The 16,362-nt window shown below is 65.8% G+C and carries 1 protein-coding gene (only partly in view); it reads right to left on the bottom strand.

Annotated features, from left to right (window positions below; translation table 11 throughout):
- Positions 1-16,362: part of an LEPR-XLL domain-containing protein coding region (locus ACFQ4E_RS13135; protein ID WP_386804273.1), annotated on the bottom strand (this coding region is incomplete at its 3' end). Its footprint extends 16,848 nt past the window's final position; the window shows 16,362 of its 33,210 annotated nt.

Below are 16,362 nucleotides of genomic sequence, written 5' to 3'. Positions count from 1 at the left end.
ACGGGCCTTGACCGCCTGGCTGCCCGCCAGCGTCGCGGTGGCCGCGAGCGAGGCGATCCGCAGGCCGCCGCGCTGGCTCTCGGCGGCGAGCGCGACCTGGGTCGCCTCCTCCTCCGGGATCAGCTCGCCCGAGACCGGATCGAAGACCAGCCCGGCATCGGCGCTCTTCTTGCCCTTGCCGCCACCTTCGGTCTCCCCGGTCTCCCCGCCGTCGCCCGTCTCGGCCGTGTCGTCGGGGGCCACGGTGACGGTCTCGGCCTCACCGGCGACCGCGTCCACCTCGATCCGCGTGCCGGTATCGAGCTCCTGGCTCATGATCGCGAGCTCGCCATGCTCGTAATCCAAGAGATGCCCGATCTCGTGGCGGAGCACCGTGAGCAGGTCGACGCCCGAGGCGATCAGACCGCCCTCGCCCGTTTCGTCGCTCTCGATATACCAGCCAGCCCCGGCCGCGGTGGCGTCGATCAGGATCACGCCGTCCTCCTCGCTGGCGCGCGCCAGCGTGCTGCCCTCGAGATCGGTGACCACGAGCTCGATCTGCGACAGCGCGGCATAGTCCTCGGCGGACAGGAGGCCCGCCTCGTACCAATCCTCGAGCGCGGTGTCGTAGAGCCGCTCCAGATCCTCCTCCTCGAGCGCCTGCGCCTCGACATAGGTCTCGGCGGTGAGCCCGGCATAGGTGTCCGCCGCGAGCTTCAGCGCATCGTTGAAGGCCACGTCATTGGTCGCGAGACGGAAATCGTCGAACTCGGCGGTGCCCGAAAGCACCGTCAGTCCGAAGCCGCCATCCACGAGACCGGCGTTGAAGCCGTAGCTTCCGACAACCTGGCCGTTGACCGTGATGTCGAGTCCCGCGCCCTGGATGGTGAGTTTCAGGCGCGCCCACTGGTTCGGGTTCAGGCTGAAAGCATAGCTGCCGTCGATCACCTGGCCGTCATCCTCGGTGGCGTGGCCGACGAGCACGAGGTCATTGGCCGCGTCGATCACGACGAACTTGTAGTTCAGCGCGTCGTAGCGGTCGAAGACGAAGCCCGCGAGACCGTCGCCGCGAATATCGGTCTCCATTTCGAGAACCGAGTTCACCTGCAGCGTCACGCCCAGATCGACGGTCTGCACCGCGGGCGCGGTGCCGGGCGCGGTGCCCGTCAGCGTGCCCGACTGCTCGACCCAGCCCTGCGTGAGGCTGGTGCGCGGAAGCTCGGAGGGCGGCGAGAAGTCGTCGGTCTCGTCGAGCGTCCAGTCCGGCGGCAGGATCTGCACCCGGAAGTTGTCGAACCGCCCGCGCGAGCCGTCCATGCCGACACCGACCATGCCCTGGTTGAGCGGGATGGGATCGCCATAGACATCGAGACGCGGGGTGTAGTCGTAGGTGAACCAGTTCACCCCCGCGACGGCGACGGTCACGTTGTTGCCGTTGATCGCGACGGTGACGGTGTAGCTCTCGCCGGGCTTGATTCGGACCGGCTTGTTCGACTGCTGGACGTAGTGCCAGCCGGTCTCGTCCACGTAGCCCATCTCGATCTTGTTGGTCGAGATGTTGATGCCCGCGAACTTGAAGTCGACGTCGCTGTAATAGTCGAAGATCACGTAGCCATTGGCCTTCCAGCCGCCGGTCGGCTTGTCGAGATTGAAGGTCGCCATCACCTCGTAATAGCTCGGCAGGTAGTCATCGAGCAGGAACACGGCAGAGGCGGTGCTCTCGGGCGTGTCGGAGGCGATCTCCATCACGCCGCCGGTCGCCGTGAACTGGCCGCGATCCACCGCGAAGCCGTCGCCCGAGCGGTCGTTGAAATCCGCCGTGCGCAGGATGTCGCGCCGCCCGCCGGGGATGTTGCCGGCCTGCGGGTCGGTCGGCGGGCCGGACTGGTCCTGCCAGAAGCCGCGGTCGCGCTGGGTCACCAGACCGAGCTCGCCATAAGGGTTGCCCTGCTGCTGGATCACCGCCGAGTAACGGCTGTCCTGGTTGAAATCGACCGTGCCGATATCCGCCGTCCGGGTCATGTCGACACCGTCCGAGGCCGCTTGAGCTGCAAGGAAGTCCCAGAGCTGCGGCGGCACCTGCCGCGACACGGTCGCGATGCCGAAGGGCGCGAAGGGCACGATATAGGAGTTGAACTCGCCCAGGTGGTCGATCAGGCGGTCGCCTCCGGTGTTGCCGATCAGGATGTCGAGCCCGCCGCCGCCGAAGACGCGGTCTTCCCAGTAGACATGGGTCTCGGGCGTGTCGTTCAGACCCTGATCGTCCGCATCCGCCGACCCGAAATTGCCGGTGTCGTAGACCGAGAGCCGTCCGCCGAAGATGGTCGCGTCATTGGGCGCCCCCATCACGTCATCCGCGTTCATCAGGTCGTTGCCGAAGCCGCCATAGATATGGTCGCGCCCGGTGCCGCCGACGATCCAGTCATTGCCCATGTCGCCGAAGATACGGTCGTTGCCATCGCTCTGGACGGTGACCGGATCGCCGATGGGCGTGCCATTCGGGGCGAACTCGACGACGCTCTCGACGTCGATGCCTTCATTATCGGGCGCGTTGAGGAAGTAGTGGTAGAGCACGCCGTCGAACGTGTCATCGAACGCGTCGTCCTTCCACACGGTCCCATGCGTATCGAACAGGATCGTCCGGCGCGGATCGTACTCGTCATAGAGGTAGAACTCGCCGGTGCGCGAACGGACCGGGGTCGGCTCGTTCCAATGCGGCTCGCCGGTGTTGAAGCGCAGGATATTGCCGGGGTTCCACGGACGGGTCCAGTCGGTGCGGATCAGTCCGACCGGCGCGACGTTGACGCCATCGGTGCTGTTTTCCGGATCCACATCGAAGAGCTGGATGAAGCCCGCCGCAATCGCTTCGTGACCGCCGATCGCGTCGTCGCCCGACCCGCCATGCAGGAAGTCGTCGCCGAGACCGCCGAAGATCACGTCATCGGCGTAAAGCGGGTTGTGGGTCAGCGGGTTGGCCGAGCTCACCGGTTCGAGAGAGGCGTCCTCGACGCTGTCGAAGGGCACCAGGTCGACCGATTTCACCAGCTCGCCCGCGCGGTTGATCAGCGCGCGCTGGACCTGGCCCGGGGTGTAGATCTCCTCGTTGATGACGATGCCCTGGCTGGTGCGGCCATCGGGATCATTGTTCAGGAGCGCATAGATGCCGAAGAGGCTCTCCGCATATTCCGTCCCGTAATTGCCGAAACTGCGGGTATTGCCCTTGAGGCTGACCTGCCCGTCGGAGCTCAGCGCAGTGTTGCGCGAGGTGAAGATGCGGCCATCGTCGCCGAGGATACCGTCGACACCGGTGCCGCCGGAGATCCAGTCGTTGCCCCAGCCGCCGATGATGTCGTCATTGTCGGCATCGCCGAAGGCCACGTCATGGCCGCCGCCGAGATAGATGACGTCGTCACCGGTCTCGCCGTGGACCTCGTCCGAGCCGCCGATATCGACCAGCGACCAGAAGCCGTAGGTATCGCGCCAGGCGTCCTCGGCATCCTCGTCGGGGTTGCCCGCGAAGCCGTCGGGGCTCAGCGCCGATTCACCGAAGAGCGCCGAGTTGTAGTCCGGACCGCCCGGCGTGTAGTCGATCAGCGTGACGCCGCGCACCACGAGGCGCTCGCCGTCTTCGCCGCTATAGCCGGTATCCCGGACCGAGGCCGCGTCGTTCTCGCCCACGAACTCGCCGTCGAAGGTGGCGAGGTTCACGTCGTAATCATAGGCGAGGTAGAGGCCGCCACGGCTGAAGTAGAGCGCCTTGTAGGCATCGGCGAAGGCGGCGCTGCCGGTAAGCTCGTTTTCGGCCGCGTCGGCGATGCCATTGCCGTTTTCGTCCATGCCGTCGACGCCGTTGATGCCGACCAGCCGGACGATATTGCCGTTGTCGCCGACGATGGTGTCGCTGTCGCGCGCGTTGCGGCCCGCACCTTCGCCGGTCTGCTCGGTCCCTTCGGTGCTGTCATCGGCCGCGCGGGCGTCGTTGCGGTCGATGCGGTCGCCGGTGCCGCCGAAGAGCATGTCGTCGCCATCGGGCCGCAGATCGGGGTTGGTCAGGCTGAAGAAGCTCGACGAGCCGCCGACGATGTCGTCCTGACCGAGACCGCCGAAGATCGTGTCGCAGCCGCCGCCGCCTTCGATGTAGTCGTTGCCGTCGCCGGTATGGTCAAACCCGTCGACCGTCGCGGCCACGACCTTGAGCGCCCCTGCCGGATCGTCGATCGTCGGCAGTTCACGCGCCGCGCTGACATAGCGCGTCGGCACCATGACACCGCCATAGGGGTTCGACGGATCGGAGCCGACCACGGTGCCGTCACCGGTCGAGGAATAGGCCCCGTCGATGGTGCCGTCGCCCTGGATGATGTCGTTTCCGAGCTGGCCGAAGATCTGGTCATGGCCCGCGCCGCCGGCGATGTAGTCGTTGCCGAAGGCGCCCTGCCCCTCGGTCCCGTCATGGATCGCGAAGCTGTGGTACTCGGCGTAGTCGATCTCGTACTCGGTCCACCAGCCCGGGCCGTTCGGATCGCGATACGCGCGCGCGATCGGGTTGCCGTCCGCGTCGAGAGACACCATCAGCACGCCCGAATTGGAGCCGGTCACCGCGTCGGCATCGTAGCCGTCCGAGACGCCCCGGTCGCTGCGGGAATACATCAGGATGCCCGCAAGAGTCTGGAACCGCAGCGAGAAGTTGTCGTCGACGAGGTTGCCATCGACGCCGCCACGGCGGGCCAGGTTGACATTGTCGCCGAAGATCAGATCGTCGCCCTCGCCGCCGTCGATCATGTCCGCCCCGGCGCCGCCGATCAGGACGTCGTCGAGCTCGGAGCCGATGAGGATGTCGTCCCCGCCGGTCTGCGGCTCTTTCGAATTGATCTCGAGCACGCTGTCGAGAAGCGTCGTCTGGATCTTCTGGAGCACGATTTGCCCATTGATCGGCACACCGAAGAGCTCGTGCGGATCGGGCAGGTTCGGGTCGGCCACGAACTGGATCACCTCGCCATGGTCGCCGAAGATGATGTCGGCCACCGTGTCGGCGGTGCCGGACCCGTTGCCCTCGATCACGTCATTGCCCGCGCCGGGGATGTTCAGGTAGCCGCTGGTATCCGCCGGGCGGTTGCCGAGCGGATCGCGCACCGGGCTCGGCACCGGGGTGATCGAGCCGTCGCCGCGCGGCAGGGCCGGATCGGCGGTCGGCAGCGGGCTCCGGTCGAGCGTCGCGATGTCGAGCGCCCGGGTCAGAATGTCGACGTTGATGCCGCTGTCGCCGTAGATGTGGTCGGTGCCGCGCTGACCGATGATCGTGTCGTTGCCCGAGCCGCCGGCCAGGTGATCGCCCGCCTGCGAGCCGATGATCAGGTCGTTGCCCATGCCGCCATAGGCGGTGATGCCGACCGAGATCGTCGTCGAGGCATCGGCCACATCGGCAAAGAGCGCCGAGGCGTCGATGATGTCGTTGCCGTGCAGCTTGAACGGGTTCGCCAGCGCGAAGACCCATTCGTCGTCCTCGTTCTCCTGGTCGGAGAGTTTCGGGAACGGATCGAAGGGCTTTTCGCCGAACTCGAGGCCCAGGCGGTCATAGGGATGGCCGGAGTACCAGATGCCGTCCTGGCTGGTGTCGCCGTAGATCACCAGCGGGCTGTCGGGACCGGCGCCGCCAGTGACCACGAAGTGGTCGCCGCCCACGCGCTGCCCGCCCGAGCGGGTGATGTCGACGGTGGTGATGGTGATCGTGGCCATGCCGTTCATGTCGCCGCAATCGCCGAGCGCCGCGTCGAGCAGAACGAGCTTCGAGCCCTGCACGTCCTTGATGGTAAAGGCCCCGGCATAGCCCTCGATGAAGACCACACCGCCCGGCACGAAGGCGTCGCCCCAAACGGAGCCGTCCTGCGTGGTGACGGTGGTGTCGAGCTGGGCCACGCCGTCTACCGTGATCTCTTCGACCTGAACGATCACGTCGACGCTGACCGAGGTCACGAGCGCCTCGGCCACATGGACGAGGAACGGATCGGCCTGCGAGCCGACATAAGCGCCCGTATAGGTGACCGCCGCGCCGCCGAGCGGCTCACCCAGGACCAGGACGGACTCCGCCCCCCAGCTGTCGAACGGATCTTCGACGCCGGTGAAGCTCTCGGGATCGCCGCCGAAGGTCTCGATGGCGAGGATGGTGCGGGTGAAGCTTTCACCCTCGAGCTGGATGACCTGACCTACCTTGAAGCCCGCTTCGGCGAAGCTCCGGCCGTCGAGGCGGGTCATCCGGGTCTCGTCGCCATCGGTGTCGAGATGGAACTGGCCGTCGACATTCACATAAGCGTTGCCGCCGCCGTGCAGGACAGTGAGCCCGCCATGGGCACCCTGCACCCAGAACGCCTCGGGCACCTCGGCGGTGCCGAGCGCACCGTTGGTCAGGCCCGCGCCTTCGACGGTGAGCGAGAGCCCGTCATCGGAGATCTCGACGATCCGCAGCTGCAGACGATCCGCGCCGATCCCGACCTGCATCAGGTGCCCGGCGAGGAAGCCGTCCTCCTCCCACGAGCCCGAGGACCGGGTGATCACCGCACCGGCGGCCGTGGCCTGGGTGACGGTGGTGGCGAGAAGCGAGAAGACCTCGTCATCCTTGGCGATCAGCTTGACCTCGCCGAGGACCGGCAGCTCGCCGCCGAAATCGTTGCCCGCGGTGTCGAGGATCAGGAGCGAGTTGTCGTTGGGATCGCGCAGGTCGTTGAGGCCCGGATAGGCCAGCGCATCCTCGATGCCGATCACCTCGCCGAGGAACTGACCGGTCGCGAGATAGACCTTCTGGCCAGTCAGGAAGCCCTCGGCCTTCCAGTCGAAGCCTTCGCGGAAGATCACGTCGGCGCCCGCGTAGTCTTCGATGAAGTTGACGTCGTAGCCCGGATCGCCTGCGGTGCCGCTCCAGTTGTTGATCGCGGTGAAGACGTTGTCGGCCTGCACGAAGGGTGCGGGGTTCAGCGTGCCGGTCACGTCGAGCCGGTCATTGCCCTCGCCCAGCATCACATTGACGACCTCCACGGTCGAGACCTGGCCGTCATTGGTGACGCCCGAGGCACCGAAGTTCACCTTCCCGAAGCTGATGCCGCCCGGGTAGATCAGCGTGGTACCGCCGACCTGCTCGGAGCCCTCGCCGAAGAGCGGGCCTTCGACGAACGGGAAGACCAGGTCCGGGCCCATGCCGAAGCCGGTGAGAGTGGTTTCGGTCAACGTGCCGACGGTGTCGGCCTTGGAGCCGTCGTTGAAGATGTTCAGCACGTCGATCTGCTGGCTCTCCGGCGGCTGCGCGCCGATGGCGATGAGGAAATCATCCTCCTCGCCCGGCAGCTTGACGCCGCCGGTCAGCGAGCGATCGGCACCGGACGGTCCACCCTCGACCGCGAGAGGCCCGCGGATATTGGACAGGCGATGCGCCTTGACCGGGAAGATCTTGACGCCCTCGCGGGTGGTCGGGACCTCGTAATAGGGATCGGCGGTCAGCTGGACGGTCTGCAGCTCGTAGTAATTGTCCGGCGTGAAGGTCGCGAGCACCGCGATGCGGTTGATCTCGACCTGGACCGGCGCGCCTTCGGTCGCGCCTTTCAGCCAGCCGGGAAGCCCACCTTCGGTTTCGGTTGTCAGCTGGATCGTGTGGTCCTTGGAGCCGTTGAAGCCGCGGATGATCGCGATCTTGGCGTCGACAAAATCGCCGTCATTGGCGCCACCGCCGACATTGGTGATGCGGATCCGCATCCCCTCGACGAAGCCTTCCTTGAGGAAGCCCTGCACGTCGTAGTTCGGAAGAAGCGCCAGAGCCTCTTCGTCGCTCAGGTCGAGGATGCCGCTCGTATCGACGAACGCCTCCAGACGCACCAGACGATCGGTGCCGTCGGTTTTGTCGAAGAAGACGCCTCCGGTCCAAACCTCGGTCTCGATGAGCTTGGAGAGCAGCACCGTATCCTCGATCTCGACACTCGTGGTGCCGCCCGGCAGGCCGAGCGATGTCCCGGCCTTGAGCGTGATCGCCTGGTCGGTGACCGACGCGACCTCGTAATCGCCGGAAAGGTCATAGGTGACCCCGCCGATCTCGACACTGGCGCCGCCAATGCGGATCAGGTCGCCCGCGATCCAGCCTTCGGACAGGAAGCTGCCGAGATCCGCCCCGGTGCCGCGGGTCAGCGTGACCACGCCGCCGGTCTCTTCGAAGACGATGGAGCCCGAGAAGAGCTGCACCGGACGCAGGCCGCCGATGGTCTCGTAGGTCACCGGCTCGAAGGTGCCGTCGCCATCGGTGTCGATGCCGGTCACGTCGGCCAGGCCGTCGGTCAGGATCGCCACGGTGACATTGGCCTCGGGCTGCTTGGTGAGACGCAGCTGGTAGGTGTCGGAGACGGACTCGTCGGCGGGATCGGTCGACAGATCATCCGGGATCAGCACCGTGTCGCGACCGGATTCCAGCACCACCGACCCGGCGGTGTCGTTGTCGATCACCTCGATATCCAGAAGCCCGGTGCCCGAGCGCAGGTTCGGGAAGATGTAGCGGCCATCGGCATTGACGGTGATCGGTCCGACAGGCGTCGACCTGGTCACCTCGACATCGTCATAACCACCGAGCGTGCCGGCGAAATTCGACGCGAGGCGGCCCAGAAGCAGCGTGAAGCCGCCCTGATCGAAGCCGCGCACCGTGGCCGAGGCCAGGCCCGCGATCCCGTCGATGGTGACCGCTTCGCCGTCCTCGAGCCCCGCAGCGACCCAGCCGCCCGAGCGGATGGTCAGCGAGAGCCGCTCGACACCGTTCGCGTCGGTCCAGGTGCCGAGCGTCATGTCCTGCTCGACCGTGGCCAGGTTCATGCCGAAGCTCAGGATCGCGGTTTCCGGATCCTCGCGGACGAAATCGTCGCGCTGGACGATGTCGATGACGACGGGCTTGTCCCAGTTGTCGGACGTGAAGGTGATGGTCAGGGTATCTTCGTTGAAGCGCTCCGTGCCGCCATCCTTGAGGATGAAGGCCTGGTCCGCCTGTTCGATCAGGTCCGGGTTGCCGGTCAGATCGCCGAGATTGATCTTCACCACGATCGTGTCGCCCACCGCCACTTCGCGCGACAGCTGGACGAGGATCTTGTCGGAGAGACCGGTAGTGTCGTCGCCCTCAATGATGATCGACCGGCCGTCCTCGACCCAGTCGGTGACTTCCGTGCCGGTCAGTTCCACGCTGCCGACCTCGGTCACCAGCACTCCCGGCGTGTCGTTGTCGCGCAGATCCACCTCGACATTGCGCACGTCGATGCCGTCGTAATCCGCCGAGGTCGGCGAGATGACGGAGTGCTGGACGACGACCACGCGGTCGCCCTCGGAGCGCTCGTCATCGACGGCCCAGAGCCAGACATTCTGCGCGTCGTCCCAGTTGGTGTGATCGAAGCGCAGGACCACGGCGCGGTTCGGGACATAGATCGTCTCGCCGTCGATCTCGACGGCGCGGAGGAAGCCCTCGAGAACCGCGGTTTCAAGCTCCGCGACGCCCTCGATCTCTGCGGCGGTGAAGGTGTCGGGCATGCCCGATCTCGGATCGGCGCCGGTGGTGATCCACATCGTGTCGCCCTGCCCGTCATAGAGCGGGAACGGATTGTCGAGGATATCGTCGCGCTCTTCCTGACCCGAGCGCGCGGCAGAGACGGTCACGTAGACCACCTCGCCCTCGGCCAGCGCACGCGCCAGACGCACGGTGTAGCTGTCGATCTCGTTCGGACCGCCTTCGCGCACGGCGGTGAAGCCGTCGGCGCCCTCGTCGATCACCACAAGGCCTTCGCCGTCGGTCGTCACGTTGTAGTCGAGACCGTCGACCACGAGCCCGTCATAGAGGAAGTCGTCCGAGCTCACGAGATGGTCGACCGCACCCGAGACGCCTTCGAGCTCGCGGGTGATGATGTCCTCCTGCACGTCGCCCGCGACGTTGATGATGTCCGACCCAAGGCCGCCGATCACGCGATAGGCCACGCCGAAGGCGGTGGACTGGACGTAGAACTTGTCGTCGCCTTCGAGGCCGTCGACCTCGACCACCTCGATGGTGGCGTAGCGGACATTCAGACCCGCGCCGAAGATGCCCTTGTCGGTGATCGCGATGTCATCGGCGAACTCGGTGCCGAGGATCACCAGCTTGTCGAAGCCGGTGCCGCCATCGACCGAGACCGGCGCGTTGACGTTGTAGCGCACCTCGTCCTGGCCGCCGCCGGCGCGGATGTCGGGCGCCTGCGCGACCGAGAATCCGAGTCCGATCTGCGGGCTCGCGACGCCGTCCTCGTCGAGCACGATCACGTCGTCGGTGGTGTCGCCCTGGGTCATGTAGAGATCGAGGAAGTTGATCCCGCCATCGCCATTGGTGTCGAAGACATACTTGGACGCCCCGCCATCGGTCGGCAGGTTGTCGCGGAGCAGCTGCCGGTAGGCCTCCACGTCCGTGGAGGTGGTGACCTGAACGCCGAAGCCCTGCAGCTTTTGAAGGTTAAGCTGGTTGATCGCCTGTGCCGGGGTCCGCCCGTCATCGACGAGGCGCTGCAACTCCTTCAGCACCGCGACGCCCGGATCGAGATCGTTGACGTCGATCACCGCGTCGTTGTTCCAGTCGAAATCCGTCGTCGCCGCGATGGCGAAGGCGCGGACGATGAAGAGGTCGTTGTTGTCGTCGCCTTCGAGCCGCAGCTCGGACTGGTTCGAATAGACCCGGAACGTGTCGTTGCCGGAGCCACCCTGCGCCAGAAGCGGCGCCGAGGAGCCCGGGCTCAGCCAGCCACGGGTGGTGGGCTTGAGGTCGGGGAAGATGTCCTGCGGCAGGAGGTTCGCGTCGAGATTGCGGTTCTTGCCGAAGATCTGACCGATCTGGAAGCTGTCGGCGCCCGCGCCGCCGTCGAGGGTGGTGATCACGGTGACGTCGTCGGTGAAGAAGGCGTCGTTGCCGCCCTGCCCCTGGACCGTCAGACGGCCGTTCAGACCACTGTCATAGCTGATCCGCTGCACTTCGACCGACGGCTCGTTGCCCGGCAGGATGTCCTGATACGGCCCAAGCTCGCCATGGAGGAGCGCCACGTAGCCCGGACGGTCCGCCTCTTCGTTGGGCAGCTCGATGGCGCCACGCAGCAGGAAGATATCGTCGGTCGGGTGCTGGACGCCGTTGGCATCTTTTCCGCTGAGCGCGCTGTCATAGCCGAAGATGTCGAGCGTATCGACGCCGTCGAACTCTTCACCGGTGTCGAGCACGTTGATGATGTAATTCCGCGCGTCGCCCTGGCTGCCGAGCGTGTAGACGAAATAGCTGTCGGTGTCGGACTGGCCGTCGAGCGTCAGGGTGTGCTCGGCCAGGACGCTCAGATCGTCGGTGTAGGGCGCGAGGCTGTCGCGGAAGTCGGAGAGCGAGTCGCCCTGATTGTAGGTCGAGGTGTCGTAACGGTCGGTCTCGTAGCCGATGGTCTCGATATCGGGCGAGGTCTGCGCGGCGGCGTCCTGCAGGAAGTAGACGTAGAAGCGGTCCTCGCCGTCGTCGCGGCTGCCCGGAGGCGGTGCGTTCGGATCGTCGTAGACGCCCGTGACCGCGTCGGCGCTGCCATAGGCGCGCGTCTTGGAGCCGAGATAGATATAGCCATCATCGCCCCAGTTCGTGCCGCCGGTCGAGCCGGAGCTGTCGCCGAACTGGATCACGTCCGTGTCGGTATTGCCGAAGATCCGCGTCAGGCGGCGGTCGTATTCAGAGGTTCCGGCGTCTGGCGCGGCGCTGTCATCGGGACGCCAGGTGCCGATCGGGCGCGTGGCGCTGGTGTTGCCAGGCGTGTTCGGCGCGCGGTTGCCCGCAACGACAAGCAGCGCGCCCGCGATGATCTGGCCACGCAGCGTGATCTCGGTGCCGTAGCCCGCATCGTCATTGACGTGATCGCCGAAGATGTCGATCTGGTCGCCCGCCACGATGGCCGAGTTCTGGTGCGTGTCCACGTCGTCGCCGACATAAAGCGTGACGGACCCTTTCTCGGCGAAGATCAGGCCGTGGGCCAGCGGACGCAGCGCGTCGATCTGGCCGTTCGGTCCGGTGGTGTCGGTCTCGGCGAAACGCGCCTTGCCGTCTTCGATTAGTTGCAGGTCGTCGCCGTCGATATCGCCGACGGTCCCACCCTCGCGCACAGTCAGGGTGATGTTGCCGAGATAGGTATGGGCCAGCACAAGGCGCAATTCGCCTGCGGTTTCCGTGAGCCAGATGTTGTTCGTGGCCTCGAGCCCGACATCTGCAACATTCGCCGACAGGCTGACCACCTGCGACAGACCATAACGGCTGTCGATCTCGAGATCGTCGCCGGCCTCACCGATATTCGCGCCCGCGCCATTGGCGTCGAGGTCGACCGCAAGGCCGATAATGTTGGCCAGGTCATCGTTGCGCGCGTCGATGATCGAGCCCGAGACCGTGCGCAGCGACACATCCGCGAGTGGCGTCGACACGGTGTGGATGCGCAGATCGCCGGAGATCTCGTCGATGAAGATGCCGTCCGTGTCGGTTGCGTAGATGTCGAAGGCGCGCAGCACGCCGGTTCCGAAATTGCGGTTGTCGACGTCGATCTCGAGGAAATTGTCCTTCCGCCCGATGCCGCCGATATTGGTCTGCGGCGTACCTGTCAGGGTGGTGTCGACGAGGCGCGCGTAGAACTCGGAGGCATCCGGGTTCACGAAGGGCGCGGTTGCCCAGAGGCTGATCGAGCCGCCCGAGACATCGGCTGCATCGGTGTTGAGATCGCCCTCGGCGTCGATGATGCGCTGCGGCGAATAGAGGATCACGTCGCCCGCGGTCGACCGGATCGTGCCGACGCGGAAGTCGCCGGTGATCTCGGTCAGCATGATCCAGCCATTGGTCAGGACCGAGACATGGCCGTCGCCGACCTGGACGCCGGTGGTGGCCGTCTCGATCAGCGCGAGGACGTTGATCGTGGTGTCGGTCGGATCGTTCTCGGCGGAGACGACATTGACGTTGCCTTCACCGGTCTCGTCGCCGGCCTGAAGACCCGCGATGGTCCGGTTGCCATCGGTGTCGAGCCCGCGGAAATCATAGGTGGTCTTGATCTTATCGGTGCCCTCGCCATAGGCACCGCGGCTGACGCCGACGGGATCCTGGTCCGGCGCCGGAGCGGCTTTGAAGAACGAGGTGTAGTAGGTGTATTCCTTCTGTGCCGGCCCGTCGCCGCGATGGCGCACGACCACGCCGCCGGACAGGCCTTCGCCGGTCTGGAAGTAGGTCGGACGCAGGATCAGGTCGACATCGTTGCCGCCCGCGATCCGGTCGATATTGATCAGGTAGAACTCGTCCGCGCCGTCGAAATCGGTCGACGCCCCCGAGCGCATCAGCGCCCGCATGTCGAGATAGACTTCGTTCCCGGCATCAACGGTGAAGCTTTCCACACCGACGAGCGTATGGGTATTCGTCAGCGGCTCTCCTTCAGCGGGAGTGCCGATCAACACCAGATCGGTCAGCGCGGCATCCCGGAAGAGCTGCACGCCGATCATGCTGCCGTCATCGTTGAAGGCGTCGTCGCCGAAGCTCACATAGTAGTAGCCGCCGTCCTGAAGCCCGTTGATCACTGTCGAGGACGCCTCGTAGCGGACCATCTGGCCTTCGAAGAAGGTGTTCCCGAGACCGAGGAAGATCGTGTCCGTGGTCGCGTTCGACGCGCTGGTCTGGAAGGTGAAGGCGGTCGGAACGCCGTCGGATTCGACCATCTCGACCTTGAGACGCGTGGCCTCGAAGGCGCCCCCGCCGTTGGCGCCGACATTGCCGCTCGCGTCGATATTGAGCGTCTCGGTGCGGATCAGCGTCTCGCCGCTGGCATTCGCGGTGCCGCCGCCCGCCGCGTTCGGATCCTCGTAGACGGATCCGTCCTGGGCCACGATCGTGGTGACCCCGATCGGGTTGTTGATCACGCCGTTGAAGAGGATGTCGGCATCGGTGTTGGCGTAGGTGCCGATATTCGAGATCTCGATATAGGTCGGCGCCACATCGTTGAGGATGTTGAAGGTCAGGCCCACCACATCGCCGGCGCCCAGGGGCTGCAGGATCACCAAGGGCTGCCGATCGGCGGTCACGTCGATATTGTTGATCTGGAGATCGAGCGACGAGTAGTTGAGGATCTCGATCCGCTGCAGCGTCTCGCGGAAGGTCCAGGTGCCGCCCGAGCCGTCGATGGTCGAGCTGTCGAAGATCACGTCGCCCGGTCCGGGGTTGGTGATGTCGTTCACGATGATCTTGTCGCGCTCGATGGTGCCGCTCGTGGCTGCAGTGTCGCCCACGGCGCGATCCACGGTGATGTTGACGGCGCGGCTGATGATGCCGCCGCTCGAGATCGTGAGACCTTTGGTGACGAGCTCCGGCGAGCGGCCGGACAGGACCAGCACGTTGCTGGAGAAGTCGATCTCGTCGTCCTTTGTGTTCTCCGGTGTGTTCTCCTTGGAGCCACCGGCGGCCAGCGCGCGGCGGGAATGGGTGGCGTCCTGGTCGATCGTGTTGCCGGTATTGTCGGCGAGCACGTAGAAGGCCAGCCGCTCTTCGCCGGGCTCGAGCTCGGCATAGCTTTCGTTGCGCAGGACGCTGCTGGACGGATCCCGCGGTCCGACCGTCACGAGCGTGTTGTTGACGCCGCCGCTGTCACCGAAGATCTCGGCATCGAGGTCGTAGCGCGCGGTGGTATCGCTGTCGATATAGCCGAAGACGCCGGTCGAGCGCGCGAAGGAGCGCAGGTGGATTGTGTTGTCGGTGTTCTCCGCGATGAAGTCGACACCTTCCCAACCGGTGACCTTGGCACCGGTATCGGCCGCGTTGTTGTCCTCGAGCCGGATGTCGCTCTCGATCTTGATCGTGCCGTAGGCCTCGGCCTCGCCCTCGGCGTAGAAGCCGCCGCCACGTCCGTCGGCATCGGCGCGCACGAGGCTTTCGTTGCCGATCGCCTTGAGGCTGACCTCGCCGCCTTCGATCCGGGCACCGTAGAGCACGGCGATCTCGAGATCGGCATTGTCGGTGATGAACTCCGCGACCGCGTCGCCGTCGCCACCGAGGCCGATCCCGGTCGCCTTGGCGAGCGCGCCCACCCGGTTGGTGTTCACGAGCCGGTCGGTCATCCGGCCGGTGGCGGTCGCGTTGACCGCCCCGCCCACGAGGATCTGCGAGTTGGTGCCGAACTCGATCCGCGATTTCCAGTCCGCCGCGATCTTGGCCTTGGCCCGCGCCACACCGACCGCGCCACCGGTGGTGGTCTTGGAATCCGCGCTGAAGGCGCCGGTGCCCTCGGCCGTCAGGATCAGGTCGTTGCGGGCGATGATCTGGGTGCCCGAGCCGATCTTGATGTCGACCGTCATCCGGTTGGCGCCCTGGTTGATCAGCGCATCGGCGCGGCCGACGGCGACGAAGCCGCCATTGCCGTTCCGGCCCAGCGTGGAGCCTTCCATGTCGCCCTTCGCATCGACCACGATGCTGCCATCGGTGGCGACGAGCGCCGCCAGGATCTCGGCATCGACATTGGGCGAGATGAAGAGCTCGGCCTTGTTGACGCGCACATCCGCGATCAGCGAACCACCCGAGCCGCGCGCGGTGACCGAGGACACCCCGTCGCCCGATTGCGGCGCGATGGTCGAGAGATCGACATCGTCCGTGCCGGTCAGGGTCTGGTTCTCCCATGCCGCCTGCTCCGTGGCGGTCAGGTCAAGCCGCAGCTCGTAGGTCTGGTCCTCGTTGGTGGCGACGAGATCCAGTCCGAAGATGCCGATCCGGTGCACCGCGTCACCGCCCGTGGGAGGCGTCAGCGTGATCACGGCACCGCCTTTGGTGTCCGACAGACGGATCTTGCCCTCATCCGCGCCCGCGCCGACTTCGACGACGTAATAGGTGCGGCCATCCTCGAGACCGCCGATCGGCGTGTCCTCGAAGAGCGTCAGCTTGTGAACGCTCGGATCGGCCTTGTCCTCGTTGTCGACGCCCGGCCCGTCGGTGTCACGTTTGGGGACGAGGTCGATGAAGTCCGCATCGACGCCGATCTGCTCGGGGTCTTCAAGCTGGACCTGCGCGCCGCCAAAGGAGCCGTTGAGCCCCGCGTTCGCCGCCCCTTTCAGCACGATCTCGTTGCCGCTGATGCTCAGGATCTCGCGCACGCCGTTCAGGCCGCTGATGCCGGAGATCGTGATCGTGTCGTTCGCGGAGAAGCCGGAGCCCCAGTTGCCGTTCGACAGGGTGATGGTCTGGCGATCGGTGCCGCTGACATCCTTGACGCCGACAGTCATCGACTGATCGACGCGCGTCACGCGGCTGAACGAGCCGTCGATGGTCAGCTCTTTCGCGGAGCGCGCGGAGATCGTGTATTTGCCATTGTTCGCGCCCGCGCCGGAGAC

This window comes from Litorisediminicola beolgyonensis (assembly GCF_042679605.1).
Lineage (GTDB): Bacteria > Pseudomonadota > Alphaproteobacteria > Rhodobacterales > Rhodobacteraceae > Litorisediminicola > Litorisediminicola beolgyonensis.
This window is presented reverse-complemented; position numbering and strand designations above follow the sequence as displayed.